Source organism: Peribacillus sp. NPDC076916 (assembly GCF_050269675.1).
GTDB classification, from domain to species: domain Bacteria; phylum Bacillota; class Bacilli; order Bacillales; family DSM-1321; genus Peribacillus; species Peribacillus aracenensis.
In genome coordinates this window covers 677,393-697,899 of sequence record NZ_JBNNIU010000003.1, presented here as the reverse complement: position 1 = coordinate 697,899, position 20,507 = coordinate 677,393, and the positions used below count along the sequence as shown (strand labels likewise).

Genomic DNA, 20,507 nt, shown 5'->3' with positions numbered 1-20,507 from the left:
GATTAAACTCCTTCCATTTCATCAAGCCCTTTTCCTTGCGCTACCATCGGGAAGACATTTTCGTTTTGTTTTACACGGAAATCAATCAACACTGGACCATCAGTCTTTAACGCTGCATCCAGGCAGTTGCTTGCCTCTTCCTCCGTCGTCACTTTGTATCCTGGTATTCCATAAGCATCGGCCAATTTCACGAAATCCGGATGCGATTGAAAAATACTGTGTGAGAAACGGTTATCATGAAAGAGTTCCTGCCACTGTCTTACCATCCCGAGTGCCCCGTTGTTGACGATGATGATCTTGATCGGCAGATTCATTTCGGCAATGACCGAAAGTTCCTGCAGGCACATCTGGAATCCACCATCCCCCGAAATGGAAAGCACCGTCGCTTTCGGATTCGCCAATTGCGCTCCGAGAGCCGATGGTAAGCCAAAGCCCATCGTCCCCAATCCACCGGAAGTGACCCATGAATTCGGTTTGTTAAACGGATAGTATTGTGCTGCCCACATTTGATGCTGTCCAACATCCGTCGTAACAATGGCCTCCCCATTCGTTTTTTCATGAAGCATCTGGATGACACGCTGAGGTTTCAGTACGCCTTCTTCATGTGTATAACGCAATGGGAACTCTTCATTCCATGCCGTCAGCTGCGTTGTCCATACATCAATTTCCGGTTTCTTGCCATTTTGCGCAATCAACTCCGCCAGTGCTTCCTTGGCACTTCCGACGACCGGAATTTTTGTCTGCACATTTTTACCGATTTCCGCTGGATCAATATCGATATGGGCCACTGTTGCATGCTGTGCGAATTTCGCTAGATTCCCAGTCAATCGATCATCGAACCTGGCACCGATATTGATTAATAGGTCACATTTCGATAACGCCATGTTTGCTGCATAGCAGCCATGCATGCCACCCATTCCGATAAAGAGAGGATGTTCCGCTGGAAAGCCTCCAAGACCCAATAAAGTATGGACGACGGGAATGCCTTGCTGCTCGACATATTCCTTTAATAAATGGGAGGCCTTTGCATGCAGGACACCTGCCCCTGCAAGAATGACCGGTCTTTTCGCTCCGCTTACGGCTTCAACAAGCTTTCTGATCTGTAAGTAATTAGGCTTGGTCGTCGGCTGATAGCCAGGGAGATCCATTTCTGGCTCCTTATCCGTCGATTCACCTTGTATAATGGCCATATCCTTAGGTATATCGATTAATACTGGACCGGGACGGCCGCTAGAAGCGATATAAAAAGCTTCTTTTATAATGCGCGGAAGATCTTCCGGCTTCCTCACCTGATAGTTATGTTTTGTAATCGGGGTAGTAATCCCCAGTACATCAGCTTCCTGGAAAGCATCCGAACCAATTACGCTGGTAGCAACCTGACCCGAAATTACCACAAGCGGTAAAGAGTCAATCATCGCATCGGCCAAACCGGTGACAATGTTCGTTGCCCCTGGACCGGATGTGACTATGACCACCCCCGGCTTGCCGGTAATCCTGGCGTATCCTTCCGCTGCATGAATCGCACCTTGTTCGTGCCTTGTCAAAATATGAAAAAGTTCTGAACTGTAAAGCTTGTCATAAATCGGCAATACAGATCCACCCGGATAACCAAAGATGACTTCAACATTTTCCTTTTTCAATGCATCCAGCAGAAATTCGGCTCCACTATAATGTGTCTTTCCACTCTTCCGATCAGCAACAACTGACTTTTGTGTCATTTCGTAAAAACCTCCTTCACTTTTTCACTAAACGTTTTCCTAAGATTCAGAATTTTCAGCTTTTTAAGCATACAAAAAAGCCTTTTCACCCCAAATGTACTTGCACTCGGCAAGTTAAAGGGGTGAAAAGGCTTGATGAGCCACTCCACGGTACCACCCTTTTTCGCATGAAACTCCATGCGCACTTTGAATAGCATACACTATTCTCTGTTTTGGTAACGGGTACTGGTACGCACCCGTTCAGCCCTACTAGTCTGACGTTCAAGCTGAAACTCCAAGGTGAGTTCATCTTTCGGGGGCAATACCGGCTCTCAGCTACCCGGCTCTCTGTGACTGCCTTTTTTAAAAGACTACTTATCCTCTTCAATGCTTTTCGCATTATTCACATTTTTCAAAACGATTATGTTTGATGTCTTGTATTTGTGATTATCTTACGTGTATTTAAGGTAGTAGTCAACAGGTTTTTTGAAATTTTTTGATAATTCCAAATTGAAAGATTTGTTGTATACGCTTACATACCTACCATGACCACATTCTACAAAAAAAGTTTTTTCAATTTTTAATTTTTAAAAAATCAACCATCCCATTAAATTTAACTCCCCCACCGAAATATCATCACACTACCCACATGATGCCAGTCACCGATAATGATTTTCCCAAATAGCGGGGGTGAAGATCATCTAAAATAATGACAGAGGGCTGAACACAGGTGATATTACTCATCCCCTGGTCCAGCCCTCTGGTTCATTTAGCCAATACATCCTCGTATTCTGCATTTTTTTCAAATTGTTTTTGAACGAAAGAACATACCGGAACAATTTTCAGTTTTTCCTCCCGTGCGAACCCTATTACCTTTTCAACTAGGGCATTTCCTACCTTTTGCCCGCGAAGCTTGTCAGAAACAACAGTATGATCCACCGTGATTTCATCATCACCTGATTTAAAGAATGTGATTTCCGCTAGTTTCTCACCAGATTCTTCGACAAAAAAAGAACTTTCACCTTTTTTGATATCCACCATCTTGATGACCTCCTTATCGTTCCTCTTTATCATATCTCACAAAACGGAAATTAAACAAATATTAGAAACGTAATCGAAATTGAATAAAGTAAAGTTCTTCCAAAAGGTTTAAAGCTAGCGTTGACCATGTTAAGTTTATTCACAAACTGATGATGGCTGTTATATTTTTTCAAAGAAGGCAAAAGACAATACTTGATTGATCTTTTCCTTGCAGCTTATATTCCCTTCCGGTGAAAACTAAGTTTTCCCATGGCTGACGTGTAAAATACTGAATGAAATTCTTTTAAAAGGTTTTTATTACTCTTTCAAACTCAAGATGAAATACCGTATTTTTCAAGCTTTCGTTTTTTGATACCATTTACTTAATGGGATAAATCTTCCCGTGACGATGTAAGAATAAGTATCTAGTAGAAACTAAAAAAACTGCCCTATATAGGTTAGGGCAGTTTTTAAAATTTTATGAACACAAAATATAAAATGATCATCGATAACAATATGACCATAAAAACAGCGATTAGAATTACTTGCGCACTTGAAGGCCGGAACGTTCCTTCATTGATTTGCCGCTTCTTCTGAAGATATCCGAATGTCGCCAGAACTGTAACCACAAAGCCCAATGCACATGCAAACATCCCCAGCACGATACTGATCAAATCAATCCGGGCATCCCGATGCACACCGATCGTAAAATGCAGGCTTGTCGCAAGAAAACCAACCCCCACTATCGCAATCACCGTTCTTATCCACGCTAAGAAGGTGCGTTCATTAGCCAGATGCTGCTGCGCATATTTCAATTGGTCTTTCTCCATGTCATCACCTTAATCGCACGATTTTAATCAACATTAAAAATCAATCATCTTTTCAGCAGCCGAAAAGCCCTGATCATAGACCCGACAAACATTAGCCCTGCACCGCCAAGCAATAAATATATACATAGTGTTTTATCAATAACATTTAAAGGATAAAGAAAGGCTCCCAGCGCAACGATTGTCCCTATCCCCGTTATCGTCCATCCTATTTTTTTCATTCGCAACTCCTAAAATTAATTATTTAGTGAAGGTCCCCCACGGGTTTCCCCTTATTTTAAAAAGTTCCCTCATTACTAGCTTAAACCATTTAAAAACTAACAACAAGTGGGATCCCTTAATATCTTCACGCAAAAAAGGAGCCATAAATGACTCCCTGTTTGAACACCCCCAAATTCAGCCGTTTTTATTATCCTTATCCATGTAGTCTATTATTTTTTTCTTCCCACCCAAACCCGAAGTTCCTTTGTGCAAGTTTAGTAATTCGTGTAAAAGGACACCAATCACCGGGAGCCGGGAATCATTCAGAATCTCTAAAGGCTGCATACAAGTCAGTTGGTTTTCATTTTATTGTATCCCCGTTCTTCGTATGGCTGTATTTTTTCAAGCCACTCTTCTTCAAGTTTTTTCAATTCCCGTTTAGCATCAAAAAAACCTGTTTCTTTCGGTTTCATTACCTGCAGTACCTCAAAAGAAAAAGCCTCTTTCCCATATTCGTTCCACTCACCTTGCAGCACTTTATTCGTGTTTGTGCCGAGTTCCAATTCAAATTGTTTCCCCTTCAACGTCTTTAAATTCCTGGTGCTTCCGATAAAAACTTTATTATTCACCTTATTTCTTATTTGGTATACACCTGCTTCTACTTTCGTTTCTTTATATAATTGCTTCAATTCTTTTTTACGATCCATATTTAATGCCTCCAGTCATCATTTCTTCAGCCAATATTGGCTCCCATCAGGCTTTCTATCCAAGAATCCATATTCTATTAAATATCTTCTCAATAGAACATGATCAGGATAAACGGCACCCAATATTTGATTGATTTCTTTCTCTTCATATTTCCGCTCTTTTTCAAAACGGTTCATAATTTCTTGAAGAATGATCAGCCTTTGTTTTTCCTTTGGCGGGAAAGACTTTAATGCATCCTGACTGCCTTTAGGGAAGTATTTTTTCAGTACAGTCACCTTTTCATCCTCGGTAACGTTATAACGATCATCGACCATCCTTGCTCTTTGATGAAGCGGGATAAATGCCGGCGCATGTTCATCTTTATCTTTCAAAAGTTCCATCAGGGCTAAAAACAACTTAGCCTGACGCTCTTTCTCTTTCAACACAAAGCGATGGTTCCGAATGGTGGAAGGACTCCCAATCCCCATTTCCTCCTGAACCTCAGCATCATTCTTCCCTTGGTAAAAAAGACGAAGAAGGCGACTTTGATGGTCCGTGAGACCTGTAAGTTTTTTATCGAGATCAATCAAGTAATCGAAAACGGAGCGGTGTGCATGTTCAATATGAATTCCCATATACCTCTTCGCTTCATAAAGAACTCCATCTTCCGGGTATACGATCCCCTTTTCAACTGCAGTTCCGCACAGCAAACAAACATATTGATTCTCACCTTCGATATACCCTTGTTTAAGCTCATCCTGAGTCGCGCTCCAAAATATTTCAGCGTCCTTCATAAAACAAACACTTCCCTATAAAGTTTATAATATAATAAACATATTATTAATTTGTTTGCTTTGTGTCAATGTTTTTCCTGATTTTTTTATAATTCCAGCAACCGTGAAATCATAAAAACAATACATTGAATGAGAAATACAAAAAAGGCACCCGATCACGGATGCCTTTTTCTATGGAGCATAGTATTTGTCCTTCGTCAGAGCTCATTAAGTATTAGCTAGGCACAAACTTAAGTATTCCTTCCAGATAAACACCTTGTTCTTTACGTGTGCATTCCCTCAACTTGATTCTTCCTTCTTTTTCTAACTCCTTGGCTAATTGGACCACTTCAGTTCCATCTTCGGTTATTTCGACTGAGAAAAAATTGCCCCGAGTGGAAGTTTGAATGAACTTGAATAATCTATCTTTATTCATTTAAACATCTCCTTATTTATAACAAATTCGACATAAAAGGATCATCCACCTGCGATAAATATGAAATAAAAAACTTCTTATCATTATACGAACATTATAAAAGGGTGCGAATCGAAATTATCCTCGTTATTTTATACAGCCCAAAAAGTAAAAAAAGCCAAAACCTTAGAAGGTTTTGGCTTTTTTAGTTAGTGTCCCAGGAGAGATTCGAACTCCCGACCGACGCCTTAGAAGGGCGTTGCTCTATCCAGCTGAGCTACTGAGACATTTATGATATGAGTTGCGGTAAAACTTATGTATTACCTTAACTGTTCCCTTAGGACACTTCTTATTATATTAGGATATCAAAAGAAAGTCAACGGTTTTTCAAAAAAAGTTTTTTCTTTTTTTATGAACCAGGAAGCGGGGAAAAACGCTTCCTGTTCATTATACATGAAGTCATTCCATTTGATAAGCATTTCTTAGTTCCTCAACGATTTTTCCTTCAAGGTCATAAAAGGTGATTTCAAGTTGGTCATTTCCGATATCCAAAATGGCATAGGTTTTCTCTTTTCGTCCACGCGGCTGCCTTATGCTTCCCGGGTTGATGAAGAGCTTGCCGTCAATCAATTCTGAGCCTGCAGCGTGGGAATGACCAAAGCAAATAATATCCGCCCCTGTCTCTTCACTTTTATATGAAAGGTTCATCAAGGTCATATTTATGTTATAGAGGTGTCCATGTGTAAGGAAGAAACGTTTGCCTGCGATACTCTCCACAATATCATTCGGATATGCAGAATCATAGTCACAATTCCCACGAACGGCTAAGAATTCCGACATGTGAGGGTCATTTCTTTCCAACTCTGAATCACCGCAATGGATCATGGCAGCAACCTCTTGTTTATGACGGTCGGCAATCATGCTGATTTCATGAGTTAAGCCATGACTGTCACTCATTATTAGCACTTTCATCGTCACATTCCTTCTTCCCTTTTTAAAAATGGATCAAGTTTTTCATCTAGAGCCCTCAATGCGTTGGCACGGTGGCTGATTTTGTTTTTTTCCTCTTTTGTCAATTCGGCGTTTGTTTTGCCCTGTTCCTCAACAAAAAAGATGGGATCATAACCGAATCCATTTGTTCCAGAAGGCTGTTCTGTAATCAAGCCTTCCATCGTTCCTGATACCGTAATCGTTTCCTGATTGGGTGACGCAAGTGCCAAGGCGCAATAAAATCTCGCCGTTCTATCCTCTTTTGGTACGCCTTCCAGCTCCCGGAGGACTTTTTCCGTGTTTGCTTCATCACTCTTGGACTCTCCAGCATAGCGCGCAGAATATACGCCAGGACGGCCCTCCAATGCATCTACAATCAATCCGGAGTCATCAGCAATGACAAAGTGGCCCAGCTGATGGGCAATGGCCTCTGCCTTCAGGATCGCGTTTTCTTCAAAAGTCGTGCCTGTTTCCTCAACATCCGGAGCATCGGGTACATCGAGAAGTGTTTTGACTTCATATCCTTTTGCAGAGAATAAGCTTTCGAACTCCTTGGCTTTCCCTTTATTTTTCGTTGCAATGATTACTGTCTTCATTTTTCATTTCACCCTTTTTTATTTTATCGGCATGAAGCTTTTGGGGACAAAGAAAGAATCCGCTGTAACTCGTTATATGTAAAAGCCGCTTCTTCTCCAGTGCCAAACGGAAGAATTCAGCGCTCCCTTTCACGATAAAAAAAGGCCGCTGTATCATCCAGATAACTTAAGTCTATCACAACTCCCTCATCTGCAATAACCCGAAACATGTAAACTAACGTTTGTAATTTTCACTATGTTCAATATGGATATTAACTTTTATGTTATTTATTGAAGTCTTATCAAAGGAATTAATAATTTTATTATCCCACTTATTGACATGGTATCTGTATGCCTTTTCACTGATGTTAAAAAGGTCTGTATTGATTTTCTCCCCTGTCCCCAATGTCTTCAAAATATCTTCCTTAATTTTTATTTCTACCTTTTTTTCGATTTTTTCCATATCAAGGTTTTCTATGTTTTGTTAACAATATAAAGGTTTCGTAAGTAAACAAGATTTGATAGGTTTAAAATGGGTTGAAAATAAGGCGACAGTGATGTTTTTTTCGCTGAACGAACATATCATATAAAGGTTTCTTTTGCTGTTACAACACCATGATGTTTGTTTTGGGGTCCATAAGTTGGCGCAAATGGAATAAGGAATAACAGTATAATTGCAGCACTCAAAAGAAACAGACTACTGATTGGAAAGAAATATTTGTATATAAAATAAAAAAATGAAGTGGCATCCCAATGGATTAGCGTCCCAAAAAAAATCATCAAATATAGGGAAAGCAGTATCCACTTCTGATGTTTTGAATTTGAGATTAATTTATATCCTATAAATAAACATAAACTTATTCGAATCACGGCACCTGAAAGCCATTGGAAAATGGACAGGAAATCGAGTCGGGTAATATAATAGCCAAACCTTAACAACTTCCATTGTTCATAAGTTGGATTCCTCATTTTCGCTGCTTCCACAGAACCAAATTCTGCAATCGCTCCCATGAGGGGCCCTAACGTAAGCATGATTAAAATTACACCAACTAATAAAAGCCACTTGGCTTTTAGCTTACCTTTCAGGTAAGGAGTCAAAAATAGAAAAACGATAATTTCCAAATATCCTGCACTCGTATACAAAATTCCATTTAGAGTATTGCGATACCCGCTTTCAAATATCGGGAACAATAATTCATAATTCTTATTACTCGTATTCCCCAGCCCCACAAATATCCCGAAAAAAGTGACGAACGGAAGAAACAGGAGAGCCAAAGTGCTTATGGTGCGTATTCCTTTATAGGTTGCAAACATACAAGTAAAAGTGAATAGGCTAACGACTACGATGTTTGGTATGTCATGAGTATAATTAGCCTTTGCCCAAATCACTGTAAATTTGACGGTAATGAAGGCGTTAAATATAAAGTACAACCCAAATGATATTGTGAAAATATATGTAACGAAAGGTGTAGACCATTTTTTCAGAAAAGCAATTATATCTTCTTTATCTAGTTTTTTATAAATATAAAAAATAAAAAGGGTCCATATGATACAGGGAACAACACTTATTATGACACTTATCCATGCGTCGCGTTGAGATGCGGTCAAGATATTGGGAAGGAGCAGGACATGTACCATGAATCCTGTATTCATAATGATTAAAACATAGATGTGTACAGCCTGAATGACCTTTTGATCCATAATACCCCCCCATTGATTGCATTGTTATAAGTAATTTCCCCTTTTAAAAATTTATTTATGTAAAAACTTTCTCACGATACTTTTCAACTAATGCAATAATTAAGGTTTATACGACAGGGGCTCTAAAAAGGTGGTTATTCAATTCTGGAGGCAAAAAAATAAGAGACAGCTTCAGGCTGCCTCATTGTGCTATTTCTAAATATAATATCGTTCTTTAAAAACTGCCTGTGTTGACTTTCTCTGGACGGACCACTGGTTCGGATAATTTCTTTCCTTCTTCATTAAGTACATCTGCGCTGCCCTGCACTTGTACTTCAACGCTTTCAATTCCTTTCTGTTCCGTTAAAGAAAGGACCAAGGCATCAAGTACTTCTTGTGATACCTTTTTCTCTTTAAAGCTTCCAAGGATATTTTCGTTAAAATTGAGGCTGACCTTACCTTCTGCCACCTTAGGCTCGTCAAGTAAAGCTACATCACTCATGAACCCTGTTTGCAGGCTAGAACCCGAAGGACTCTTCGTTAATTCCTTAATGACGGCTGTTACATTATCAGACACCGTTTCACTGATCCTGCGCGTCACCGGAACATAATAAGTGTACTCCTCGTCACCGCCTACATAATAAACGGTCAGTGCTTTTGTATTGGAAATGTCGACTACGTCACTCGTATCGATATTGATTCCTGACGACCTTGAGATATTTTCATCTATCGGTGTGCCATTGACCGGCATTTCGGAAATATCTTCTCCATTGATTCTCATTTTGATTTTATCGACCGAGTCGAATTGTGTCAGGGTCCATGTAATGGCCTGAAGGATTTTAAGTTCATCCTCTTTCTGATAGTTTTTGAACTCCGGCGAAAAGTCCGCCACAGCCACTCCGTCTTTAATGTTCACGCTTATTTGGGTATCGGCAGGAATGACGGCCCTGAACCCATTTGGAAGTTTATCCGTGACTGGCCCGTTACTGACAAGGTAATCAAGGGCCTGTTTAGCGACAGCCTCCGATTTAGGAAGTTCCAATGTCTGTGGAACCACATACCCGCTTTTATCAATTAAATATAACTCCGTCTTCACCGTTTTAGATTCAACAGCGCCTTCTTCTCCATCAGCCGCTGGCTTTTCCCCACCATTCGTTTCTGTTTCTTTCAATGAAGATTCATCCTCGACTAATGTAACATCCTTTGGTGGATCAATTTCCTTTTTCTCTTCACCGCCAAATAATCCGCAGCCCGAAAGCCAAAAAGAAGATGCCAGAATGGTCACAGCCATTGTTACTTTTGATTTATTGGACATAAAATCACTCCTAGGACAGTTTGTACTCCTATTTATACGAGCCCTAGGGGAAAATAGACCAATTATTTTTCTCTCTGATAATGGAGCCGGGCAACTTGCCCTTACTGCTGCATCTTTTTCAGCTTCATTGGGGTTTCAGGTAATCCTGATTGGAACAATCTTAATTCCCTTTCTATCCCTTGAAAAAGCCCAACTAGGCTTCAACTTCTCTAGCGATATATCCATCCTGGGTTGCACTATATATTTTCATTTTTCCCCACCAAAAAAAAAAGACTTCCAAATGGAAGCCTTATAAGTGATCAATTTTAATTGTTTCGATGTCATTGACATGAATACCGAGCCAGCTCGAAGCGATGGAACCAAACATATCTCTTGAACCGGTTGTGTAAAAGCGATGAACTGGACGGAGCTTGCTTTTATTGATTAATTTATAGTAATCCAAAATGACACTTGCCTCACGGGCCGTCTCTTCCCCAGAGGAAATGACTTGTACTTCATCCCCCATATAGGAAGAGATTACAGGCCCCAGCAGTGGATAATGGGTACAGCCAAGGATCAATGTGTCGATCTTCGTTTTCTTCAACGGGTTCAAGGTTTGTGCCACGACCCTATTGACGATACCCCCTTGAAACTCCCCGCTTTCCACGATTGGGACAAATTTCGGGCATGCTAAACTATCTACTTTCACATCGGAATTGATGGAAGCAAGCGCGTCATCATAAGCTTTGCTTTTTACCGTGCCTTCCGTACCAATAACGCCAATATGCAAGGAATCAGAAACTTTCAATGCCGCCCTTGCCCCTGGATGGATGACACCCAACACAGGAATCGGAAGTATTGCCCTGATCTCATCCAGTACAGCTGCAGTTGCCGTATTGCAAGCGATGATCAGCATTTTTATATCCTTCTTCATCAAGAACCTCGTCATCTGCCATGTGAAGGTTTGGACATCTTTTTTAGTCCTCGGCCCATAAGGGCATCTTGCTGTATCACCTAAGTAAATTATATTTTCATTTGGAAGCTGACGCATGACTTCTTTAGCTACTGTCAAGCCGCCTACCCCTGAATCAATGATGCCTATCGGTTGTTTCAAAAAACTCGCCTCATTTTTCTTTCATTTCTAGATGTAGTTTTGCTAAAATCCCTTTGAGGGACCTGATGTCAGATTCGTTAAAATTGACTAACACGCCACTCAAGTACTGCTGCCGTTTATTAATTACTTCTTCGATAATCCTTTCACCTTCTTCAAGAAGGTGAATTCGAACCACACGCCGGTCCTTTTCATCCCTGACACGCTGAACAAGCTGATGTTTCTCCATGCGGTCAATCAGGTCCGTCGTTGTGCTGAAGGCGAGGAACATCTTCGTGGACAATTCACCAATCGTCATGTCGCCTGATTCAAAAAGCCATTGCAAAGCCACGAATTGAGGAATGGTAATTTTATAATCATGGAGAATTTCTCTTCCCCTTTGTTTAAGCCATGTCGATACATAGCGCAATTCCCTCTCGATATCGGCTACATATGCCGACTGCTTCTCTTCATCCATACACACAGCTCCCCACTTCATGAAACTTATCATACTACCATTTTGGATGAAAGTGAAATGATTTTCAAGATTGATTGCCTGGAAGCATTATGAAACCCCATACATAAAAATAAGCAGCATCCAAAGAAGTCAAAACAACCAGGTTGCTTTGCCCTTCCTTATATGCTGCCAATAAACGGGAGAGAAATTATTTATAAGGCTTACGTATTAAGAGTTAACACATTAAAGCTTAAGTTCTCCCATACGAAGGAGTTCTATGACTGCCTGCGAACGTCCTTTAACTCCAAGCTTCTGCATCGCATTCGAAATATGGTTTCGAACTGTTTTTTCGCTAATAAACAATTCACCTGCGATTTCTTTTGTTGTTTTGTCTTGTACTAGTAACTCAAATACTTCTTTTTCTCTTTTGGTGAGTAGTGGCTTATGAGTGAATTCGTTCTCCTTCAAGTAATGTTACCCTCCTTGCCTTCACCAGCATAAAACCCGGAGTGGGTGTCTATTTAGTCAAGATATAGTATGTCGGCTGGCGCAATGGAGTGACTCTTTTACTTGTCTAAATGGAAATATTTTTAGGATTGTTCAACTCTGTATGCCACATCGATCGTTTCATCTCTTCCGTCCAAGGTACGGGCTTTCCGGTGGCCTTTGAGACTTGTACAATCGTCCCCCTGCCCGTTAAACAAATTGAACCATCTTGTTTGGTCCCCATATAATGCAAGTCCACTGAAGAATTTCCGATATGGTCAGCTTTCACATGGATTGTCAACTGATCATTGAAAAACACCTGTTTCAGGTAATCACACTGTAAATTTGCAACAACCGGCATCTCACCGCATTCAGCTGAGGCCCAATCCTTCATGAACCCCATACTGTTGAAATACTCAATCCGAGCTTCCTCAAAATAAGTAAAAGGAATCGTGTTATTCAAGTGCCCAAACATATCAGTTTCCGAAAAGCGGACCTTAATCTCATGATTAAAAGAAAAATCATTGATCCACTCCGTTATATTATCGATATATGATATTCTGCCCAACTTGTGCACACCCTTTCTGAATTGAATGACTATTCACTCATTTTATAAGAAAACAACGATAATGAAAAGGATTTTCTATTGAAGCAGGTTAATTTTATCAAGCTCACTTCATTAATCAAATGTTCACCGTTGGCTTGGGCCGCATTTACACTTTAATCCCAGTTATCAATCGTTTTTATATTGCAATCGATTCCTAACCAAGTCAGCGTGCGTAAAGCAATAAAAAAAGAACCCATATCATAAGATACAGGTTCTTTCATGTTCGTTATTAAACTTCATCACTGCCGAAGAAGTTACGGAATTGTTGGATCGTAGTATCACGGTTCAACGCGGCAATTGAAGTCGTCAATGGAATGCCTTTCGGACAAGACTGCACACAGTTTTGCGAGTTACCGCAGTTTGCAAGCCCTCCATCACCCATGATCGTATTTAAACGTTCAGCTTTGTTCATTGCACCTGTTGGATGTGCATTGAATAAACGAACTTGCGATAATGGTTGTGGCCCAATGAAGTCTGAATTGCTGTTTACGTTCGGACAAGCTTCCAAACAAACACCGCAAGTCATACATTTAGATAACTCGTAAGCCCATTGGCGTTTCTTTTCTGGCATACGAGGTCCTGGTCCAAGATTGTACGTTCCATCGATAGGAATCCATGCTTTTACCTTTTTCAATGAGTCGAACATACGGCTACGATCGACTTGCAGGTCACGAACAACAGGGAATGTACGCATTGGAGCTAGACGAACTGGCTGCTCCAATTGATCGATAAGAGCTGTACATGATTGTCTTGGTTTACCATTGATAACCATTGAACAAGCACCACATACCTCTTCAAGACAGTTCATGTCCCATGCGATTGCTGTAGTGTGCTTGCCTTGTACAGTTACTGGATTACGACGAATTTCCATTAGAGCGGAAATTACGTTCATATTCGGGCGGTACGCTAATTCGAATTCCTCATCATAAGGAGCTGAATCCGGTGTATCTTGACGAGTGATTATAAAACGGACTGTTTTAGTCTCAGATTTAGTTTCAACCATTTTTTTGCTCCCCCTCTTTAGTGTTTCGTTGTGTAGTCACGTTTACGCGGTGCGATAAGTGATACATCAATATCTTCGTAGTGGAATTCAGGTGCTTGATCCAAGCCTTTGAATGTCGCCATCGTTGTTTTCATGAATTTATCATCATTACGTTCTGGGAAATCAGGTTTGTAATGAGCTCCGCGGCTTTCGTCACGGTTTAAAGCACCAATTGTGATTACACGAGCTAATTGCATCATGTTTTGAAGCTGTCTAGTGAAGGCAGCTCCTTGGTTGCTCCATTTTGCCGTGTCGTTGATGTTAATTTTCTTGTAACGTTCCATCAGCTCAAGAATCTTGTTATCCGTTTCTTTCAGCTTGTCATTGTAACGAACTACAGTAACATGCTGTGTCATCCACTCACCAAGTTCTTTGTGTAGAATATACGCGTTTTCATTACCATCAAGAGACATGACTTCATTCCATTTCTCCTGTTCTTGTTTTTCGTACCCTTCATACAATGAAGAAGGAATGGATTCTGAAGTTTTATCAAGGCCTTCAATATATTTAACAGCATTCGGTCCAGCGACTGAACCACCATAGATTGCAGAAAGAAGTGAGTTCGCACCAAGACGGTTACCGCCATGTTGTGAGTAATCACACTCACCTGCAGCGAATAAACCTTTGATGTTAGTCATTTGGTCATAATCCACCCAAAGTCCGCCCATAGAATAGTGAACGGCAGGGAAAATTTTCATTGGAACTTTACGAGGATCTTCACCCATGAATTTCTCGTAAATTTCAATGATTCCGCCAAGTTTGATATCAAGTTCTTTAGGGTCTTTATGAGAAAGATCCAGGTAAACCATGTTTTCTCCGTTAATACCAAGCTTCATGTTCATACATACGTCGAAGATTTCACGAGTCGCGATATCACGAGGTACAAGGTTACCATAAGCAGGATATTTTTCTTCAAGGAAATACCAAGGTTTTCCGTCTTTATATGTCCAGATACGTCCACCTTCACCACGAGCGGATTCACTCATTAGACGAAGCTTATCATCTCCAGGGATTGCTGTCGGGTGAATTTGAATGAACTCACCATTTGCATAATTTACACCTTGTTGATAAACGATGGATGCTGCAGATCCTGTATTGATCATTGAGTTAGTTGATTTACCGAAAATGATTCCAGGGCCGCCGCTCGCCATGATGACTGCGTCGCCAGGGAATGATTTGATTTCCATTGAAGTCAGGTTTTGAGCTACGATACCGCGTGCTGTTTGCTCATCATCGATAACAGCTCCAAGGAATTCCCAGCCTTCATATTTCGTTACAAGGCCTTCAACTTCATAACGGCGAACCTGCTCGTCCAATGCGTAAAGTAATTGCTGACCAGTTGTTGCACCAGCGAATGCTGTACGGCTATGTTGAGTACCACCGAAACGACGGAAATCAAGAAGACCTTCCGGAGTACGGTTGAACATTACACCCATACGGTCAAACATGTGGATGATCGATGGTGCTGCTTCGCACATCGCTTTAACCGGCGGTTGGTTAGCCAAGAAATCTCCGCCATAAACTGTATCGTCGAAGTGGATGTATGGAGAATCCCCTTCACCTTTTGTATTTACTGCCCCGTTAATTCCGCCTTGGGCACAAACTGAGTGAGAGCGTTTAACAGGCACTAAAGAAAATAAATCAACCTGTTGTCCCAGCTCTGCTGCTTTGATCGTAGCCATTAATCCAGCTAGACCTCCACCAACGATAACTATTTTACCTTTACCCAATTCTGTCACTCCCTTATTTCCATTAGCCAAGCTATGTTTTTCCTAATACTTATAAATGAACTCTATCTTCTTATACGAAAGCGAAAATTGCGCTAACTCCGATATAAGAAAGAAGAACGAAAACGATCAATGTAAAGTATGTCATGATTCTTTGCGATCTTGGTGAAACTGTCAGACCCCAGCTCACTGCAAATGACCATAATCCATTAGCAAAGTGGAAAATTGCTGAGATAATACCGACAATATAGAACCCGATCATGAATGGATTAGAGAAAATTTCTGCCATCATATCGAAATCAACTGTTGCCCCTAGAGCTGCTTGGACTCTAGTTTCCCAAATGTGCCAAACAAGGAAGATCAATGTTATGATTCCAGTCAAGCGTTGCAGCATGAACATCCAGTTACGGAAGAATCCAAATCTCCCCAAATTGTTTTTTGCTGTAAAGGCAATATAAATTCCGTATACAGCATGGAAAAGGATTGGTAGATAGATGACGACCCATTCAACCAAAAGCTTTACGGGCGTAAACTCAATCAAATGAACTGCCCCATTAAAAGTCTCTTCTCCCTTTGTTGCCATAAAGTTTACCGATAAATGAAAAATTAGGAATAGACCAATTGGAATTACTCCTAGAAGTGAATGAAGCCTGCGATTCCCAAACTCACGATTCTTTGCCACTAAGTGCCCCCCCTTAATTTGTGAAAAATCATGCAAAGATAATCTGGTGGCTACCTTTTATCTCCGCGTGAAAATATAGTATAGAGTCAAAAAAACTCCTCTATACTTCCTTTACAATTATGTGACATGTCCATTTTACTCCTGACTTCAATGTGCGTCAAGAAAACGGATACAAGAAATCTCTTTTTCAGAATAGATTTTATTGGATTAAATTGTCAACTTTTAATCTATCAAGTATATATTTTGGAGAAATTACAAATTAATCTATTAATATCCCGCTATAATTTATCATTTTTTTCCATTTGTTATTTAAATAAATAAAAAACAGTATAATTTGCAAAAGAAATACGTTTATAATAGATTTACAGAAAGAGGCGATAAATTATGAAAAAAAATATTGCTGCTGCGATAGAAGAAGAGATTCAAACTGAAGAAATTCAAACTGAAGAATTCAAAGTTCCAGCTTTCGGGTACGAATTAATCAGAGAAGTTCTATTGAACGATATTCTCGGAAAAGACTCTAATCAAATCCTCTATTGGGCAGGTAAACAATTAGCAAGAAAATTTCCATTGAATGGCGATCAGGAAGTTATTGAATTTTTCCAAAGTGCCGGATGGGGAAATCTGGAAATCCTGAAGTATACGAAACACGAGATGGAATTATCCCTGACGGGTGAAATAATCAGCCGCCGCCTGGACTTACACCCTGATTGTCACTTCCAGCTTGAAGCCGGTTTCCTTGCCGAGCAGTTTTCACTGCAAAAAAAATTCCTCAGCGAATCAACGGAAGAAATCAAACGCCGCGCAAAAAAAGTGATATTCACCATCCAATGGGATCCCAGAGATCCAATCTAATTAGCCCTTAAAACAGACTTACCCTTTTTACCGGAAGTCTGTTTTTTATTGGACTCCTGCACTTAAGCTAGCACATTTGCATGCTGACCAAGTTTAAATGCTTCATGAAGGGATTCAACCGCCTTCACCATTTCCTTTTCATTGACGACAGTCGAAACTTTAATTTCCGATGTGCTGACCATTTTCACCTGGATGCCTGTATTGGCCATCACTTCAAACATCTCGGCAGCCACTCCGGGATTGGATACCATACCAGATCCGACGATGGACACTTTGGCCAACCCGCTCTCCGTTTCGACCCGGTCGAATCCCAATTGTTCTTTATTATTTTCCAGCACGATCAAGGCCGCTTCCGTATCTTCACTTTTTGTGGAAAAAGATAGATTGGTCGTATCCTCGGCTGTCATGCTTTGTATGATGATGTCCACATTAATTTGGTTTTTCGCAAGTGTCGTAAAGATTGTGGATAATGCACCAAGTGATTGGGGCAAACCATAAATTGTGACCCTCGTAATACTGTCTTCAAAAGCAATGCCGCGTACAATTAAATTTTCTTCCATAGTTGCTTCCTCCTCAATGATCGTTCCTGACTCTCTCACCATGCTTGAACGGACTTCAAGCGGAATTTGATAATTTTTTGCATATTCGACTGCCCTTGGATGAAGGACGCCCGCCCCCAGGTTGGCAAGTTCCAGCATTTCATCGTAAGAAATGGATTGGAGTTTTCGCGCGCCTTTTATGTAGCGTGGATCCGTTGTGAAAACACCCGTTACATCCGTATAAATATCGCATCTATCCGCATTCAGCGCGGCGGCGATGGCAACCGCCGTCGTATCGGAACCGCCTCGCCCCAAGGTAGTGATTTCCCCATTTACGTCGTTACCTTGGAAACCGGCCACGACCACTATTTTCTTCTGTTGAAGCTGAGCTTGGATCCTTGAAGCATCGATGTTTAAAATTCGGGCATTCCCATGAACGGATTCCGTTTGCATGCCAGCCTGCCAGCCAGTATAAGAAATGGCTTCATGCCCTTCTTCAATCAATGCCATCGTTAACAGGGAAATCGTTACCTGTTCCCCAGTAGTCAATAGCATATCCATTTCCCTTTTGCTCGGGTTTCCGGAAATATCACGGGCCATGGCAACCAATTGGTCCGTTGTTTTCCCCATGGCTGAAACAACGACGACTACCTCATTTCCATTCTCCGCTTCCTCGATTACCCGATTGGCAACATTTTTGATTTTTTCTACGCTACCGACGGATGTTCCGCCGAATTTTTGAACGATTAATGCCATCCTCATGCACCCTCTCTACTTTTTAGGCAATAAAAAAAGCAATGAGAAATATCTCATTGCTGTGATCACATATCCAATACTGTAAACACAGTGAGATAGCTCTCCAGGGTATAAACCCTGACAATCCGCCATTTATTAAATGTCGGACCAGGAAAACAAGGTATGAGTCTTGTCTTCCTTCGGCGTCATCCCCTTTCAAAACCTTTCATGGAAGCTCATACTTCTCCAGGTCTTTACTCTTGAATTCCGCACCTCTATCAGCACTTTTAAGTTGTCTAGTTAAAAATTCCTTTTAATCATAGCATAGTGATTTATCGGTAGCAAGATTATTCTTGTAATTTTCTAACGATTCCCTCGGCTACCCCTTTTGGCATACCAGCTTCCATGATTTCCTCGACTGTTGCCTCTTTGATTTTCTTCAATGATCCAAAATGCCTTAATAATTGCTTCCTTCTTTTTTCCCCGACTCCTGGAATATCATCAAGCTGGGAGTGAACCGCATTTTTCCCGCGTAGCTGGCGATGAAAAGTAATAGCGAACCGATGCACTTCATCCTGAATTCTTTGCAATAGGTAAAATTCCTGGCTCCGAGAATCAAGAGGTACGATTTCAAGAGGATTTCCGATCATCAATTGCGATGTCCTATGCTTTTCATCCTTAATGAGGCCTGAAAGCGGAATCTCAAGGCCCAATTCATTCTCCAAAATATCCCGAACGGCTTCGACATGTCCCTTTCCGCCATCAATGATGATCAAGTCCGGAAGCGGCAGCCCTTCTTTCAATACTCGTGAATACCTTCTTCTGACCACTTCACGCATCGATTCATAATCATCAGGTCCCTGGACCGTCTTGATCTTATATTTTCGGTACTCTCTTTTTTCCGGCTTCCCATCAATGAACACGACTAAAGCGGAAACAGGGTCACTTCCCTGGATATTGGAGTTATCGAAAGCTTCAATTCGATGCGGGGTGTAGATACCCAGTTGGTTCCCGAGGTTTTCCACCGCATTGATCGTTCTTTCTTCATCCCTTTCAATCAAAGAGAATTTTTCCTGAAGGGCGATGGAGGCATTTTTATTCGCCAATTTAAGCATGTCTTTTTTCGCCCCCCTTTTGGGGTGAATCGTTTTGACCCCAAGCAGTCCTTCGGCCATTTCGGCATCCACTGATTCAGGCAGCAAGATTTCCTTTGGTTTAAAATGGTTCGTAATCTCGTAAAATTGACCGAGGAATGTAAGAAGTTCCTGTTCGGGTTCATCATAGACCGGAAAAAGTGAAACATCCCTTTCTATTAATTTACCCTGCCGAACAAAAAATACCTGTACGCACATCCAGCCTTTATCATAGGCAAACCCAAATACATCCCTGTCGATGAAATCGGTCGTCATCATTTTTTGCTTCTCCATCGTAATATCAATGTGGGCAATCTTGTCACGGAACTCCTTGGCCCTCTCGAAATCGAGCTCTTCTGATGCCACTAGCATTTTTTCAGTCAGTTCTTTTTTTATTTCAGTATGCCCGCCGTTCAAGAACCGGTTGATATCATCCACCATTTTTTTATATTCCTGTTCCTCTACTTCATATACACATGGGGCCAGGCACTGTCCAAGATGATAGTAGAGACAAACGCGATCTGGTAATGTATTGCATTTTCTTAGGGGATAGATGCGGTCGAGCAATTTTTTCGTTTCGTTAGCTGCAAATGCATTCGGATAAGGACCGAAATATTTCCCTTTGTCTTTTTTTACTTTTCGCGTAATGATTAGACGTGGGTGGCGTTCCGCAGTCAGCTTGATGAAAGGATACGTCTTATCATCCTTTAGCATGACATTATATTTTGGGTCATGTTTTTTGATTAAGTTCAACTCTAAAATAAGAGCCTCGATATTGGAAGAGGTGACGATGTATTCGAAATCCTCAATCTCATTCACGAGCCGAAATGTTTTTCCATCATGAGATCCCGTAAAATAAGAACGGACACGATTTTTCAACACCTTCGCTTTGCCTACATATATGATCGTTCCCTGACGATCCTTCATTAAATAACAACCAGGTTGATCGGGAAGAAGGGCAAGTTTATTCTTTATTTGTTGATTCATGCATTCAG

Annotated in this window: 22 protein-coding genes, 1 tRNA gene, 1 riboswitch and 1 other annotated feature; of the genes, 1 reads left to right on the top strand and 22 read right to left on the bottom strand. The window is 40.9% G+C overall.

Annotation, left to right across the window (positions count from 1 at the left end):
- Positions 1-2: 2 nt before the first annotated feature.
- The 20 genes from ilvB to ACQKFG_RS12870 form a co-directional block, all read right to left on the bottom strand.
- Positions 3-1,718: an acetolactate synthase large subunit gene (gene ilvB, locus ACQKFG_RS12965; protein WP_260285340.1), complete on the bottom strand. Its 1,716-nt coding sequence runs from the start codon at positions 1,716-1,718 to the stop codon at positions 3-5.
- 115 nt (positions 1,719-1,833) lie between these two features.
- Positions 1,834-2,094: a binding site (T-box leader), on the bottom strand.
- A 368-nt stretch (positions 2,095-2,462) separates the two neighbouring features.
- The gene (locus tag ACQKFG_RS12960) at positions 2,463-2,738 is read right to left on the bottom strand and encodes a GNAT family N-acetyltransferase (RefSeq protein WP_081395481.1); all 276 of its coding nucleotides are present in this window, start codon (positions 2,736-2,738) and stop codon (positions 2,463-2,465) included.
- A 449-nt stretch (positions 2,739-3,187) separates the two neighbouring features.
- Positions 3,188-3,547 carry a YidH family protein gene (locus ACQKFG_RS12955; RefSeq protein WP_427559448.1) on the bottom strand — a complete coding sequence of 120 codons (360 nt, stop codon included), beginning with the start codon at positions 3,545-3,547 and terminating at the stop codon, positions 3,188-3,190.
- A gap of 44 nt (positions 3,548-3,591) precedes the next feature.
- Entirely contained in the window at positions 3,592-3,765 is a 174-nt protein-coding gene (locus tag ACQKFG_RS12950) for a hypothetical protein (protein WP_192205984.1), read from the bottom strand.
- 330 nt (positions 3,766-4,095) lie between these two features.
- On the bottom strand, positions 4,096-4,452 hold the full coding sequence (locus ACQKFG_RS12945; RefSeq protein ID WP_427559445.1) for a GIY-YIG nuclease family protein: 357 nt from the start codon (positions 4,450-4,452) through the stop codon (positions 4,096-4,098).
- A gap of 18 nt (positions 4,453-4,470) precedes the next feature.
- A complete protein-coding gene (locus ACQKFG_RS12940) occupies positions 4,471-5,226 on the bottom strand; it encodes a DUF2087 domain-containing protein (protein ID WP_228467482.1) in 756 nt (251 codons plus the stop codon).
- 214 nt (positions 5,227-5,440) lie between these two features.
- Positions 5,441-5,641 carry a hypothetical protein gene (locus ACQKFG_RS12935; protein ID WP_048688856.1) on the bottom strand — a complete coding sequence of 67 codons (201 nt, stop codon included), beginning with the start codon at positions 5,639-5,641 and terminating at the stop codon, positions 5,441-5,443.
- A gap of 192 nt (positions 5,642-5,833) precedes the next feature.
- Positions 5,834-5,907 (bottom strand) — tRNA-Arg (locus tag ACQKFG_RS12930).
- A gap of 172 nt (positions 5,908-6,079) precedes the next feature.
- Positions 6,080-6,592, bottom strand: coding sequence for a metallophosphoesterase family protein (locus tag ACQKFG_RS12925; RefSeq protein ID WP_192205985.1), 513 nt, complete (start codon positions 6,590-6,592; stop codon positions 6,080-6,082).
- A 2-nt stretch (positions 6,593-6,594) separates the two neighbouring features.
- Positions 6,595-7,206, bottom strand: a complete 612-nt coding sequence (locus tag ACQKFG_RS12920; protein ID WP_144551192.1) for an XTP/dITP diphosphatase — start codon at positions 7,204-7,206, stop codon at positions 6,595-6,597.
- A gap of 214 nt (positions 7,207-7,420) precedes the next feature.
- Positions 7,421-7,663 carry a Ger(x)C family spore germination C-terminal domain-containing protein gene (locus tag ACQKFG_RS12915; RefSeq protein ID WP_427559724.1) on the bottom strand — a complete coding sequence of 81 codons (243 nt, stop codon included), beginning with the start codon at positions 7,661-7,663 and terminating at the stop codon, positions 7,421-7,423.
- Positions 7,664-7,767: 104 nt separating this feature from the next.
- On the bottom strand, positions 7,768-8,886 hold the full coding sequence (locus ACQKFG_RS12910; protein ID WP_427559440.1) for a GerAB/ArcD/ProY family transporter: 1,119 nt from the start codon (positions 8,884-8,886) through the stop codon (positions 7,768-7,770).
- 214 nt (positions 8,887-9,100) lie between these two features.
- Positions 9,101-10,180, bottom strand: a complete 1,080-nt coding sequence (locus tag ACQKFG_RS12905) for a GerMN domain-containing protein (RefSeq protein ID WP_342614253.1) — start codon at positions 10,178-10,180, stop codon at positions 9,101-9,103.
- A gap of 289 nt (positions 10,181-10,469) precedes the next feature.
- Entirely contained in the window at positions 10,470-11,273 is an 804-nt protein-coding gene (gene racE / locus ACQKFG_RS12900; RefSeq protein ID WP_098370035.1) for a glutamate racemase, read from the bottom strand.
- 10 nt (positions 11,274-11,283) lie between these two features.
- A complete protein-coding gene (locus ACQKFG_RS12895) occupies positions 11,284-11,727 on the bottom strand; it encodes a MarR family winged helix-turn-helix transcriptional regulator (protein WP_192205991.1) in 444 nt (147 codons plus the stop codon).
- Positions 11,728-11,949: 222 nt separating this feature from the next.
- On the bottom strand, positions 11,950-12,174 hold the full coding sequence (locus tag ACQKFG_RS12890) for a helix-turn-helix domain-containing protein (RefSeq protein WP_028392149.1): 225 nt from the start codon (positions 12,172-12,174) through the stop codon (positions 11,950-11,952).
- 106 nt (positions 12,175-12,280) lie between these two features.
- On the bottom strand, positions 12,281-12,760 hold the full coding sequence (locus ACQKFG_RS12885) for an acyl-CoA thioesterase (protein ID WP_192205992.1): 480 nt from the start codon (positions 12,758-12,760) through the stop codon (positions 12,281-12,283).
- A 268-nt stretch (positions 12,761-13,028) separates the two neighbouring features.
- Positions 13,029-13,802: a succinate dehydrogenase iron-sulfur subunit gene (sdhB, locus tag ACQKFG_RS12880; RefSeq protein ID WP_034308984.1), complete on the bottom strand. Its 774-nt coding sequence runs from the start codon at positions 13,800-13,802 to the stop codon at positions 13,029-13,031.
- A 17-nt stretch (positions 13,803-13,819) separates the two neighbouring features.
- Positions 13,820-15,571 carry a succinate dehydrogenase flavoprotein subunit gene (gene sdhA, locus ACQKFG_RS12875; RefSeq protein ID WP_192205993.1) on the bottom strand — a complete coding sequence of 584 codons (1,752 nt, stop codon included), beginning with the start codon at positions 15,569-15,571 and terminating at the stop codon, positions 13,820-13,822.
- Between the two features lie 70 nt (positions 15,572-15,641).
- Positions 15,642-16,250, bottom strand: a complete 609-nt coding sequence (locus ACQKFG_RS12870; RefSeq protein ID WP_192205994.1) for a succinate dehydrogenase cytochrome b558 subunit — start codon at positions 16,248-16,250, stop codon at positions 15,642-15,644.
- 384 nt (positions 16,251-16,634) lie between these two features.
- Here ACQKFG_RS12870 and ACQKFG_RS12865 point away from each other — a divergent pair, with 384 nt between their 5' ends.
- Complete coding sequence (locus tag ACQKFG_RS12865; RefSeq protein ID WP_214790844.1) at positions 16,635-17,105, top strand: YslB family protein; 471 nt, start codon at positions 16,635-16,637, stop codon at positions 17,103-17,105.
- Between the two features lie 62 nt (positions 17,106-17,167).
- Here the strand turns inward: ACQKFG_RS12865 and ACQKFG_RS12860 are convergent, their stop codons facing one another.
- Both ACQKFG_RS12860 and uvrC read right to left on the bottom strand, forming a co-directional pair.
- Positions 17,168-18,400 (bottom strand): aspartate kinase, encoded by a 1,233-nt coding sequence (locus ACQKFG_RS12860; RefSeq protein ID WP_427559433.1) that lies wholly within the window; start codon positions 18,398-18,400, stop codon positions 17,168-17,170.
- An 88-nt stretch (positions 18,401-18,488) separates the two neighbouring features.
- Positions 18,489-18,665, bottom strand: a riboswitch (Lysine riboswitch).
- Between the two features lie 61 nt (positions 18,666-18,726).
- Positions 18,727-20,499, bottom strand: a complete 1,773-nt coding sequence (gene uvrC, locus ACQKFG_RS12855) for an excinuclease ABC subunit UvrC (RefSeq protein WP_228467483.1) — start codon at positions 20,497-20,499, stop codon at positions 18,727-18,729.
- Positions 20,500-20,507 lie beyond the last annotated feature (8 nt).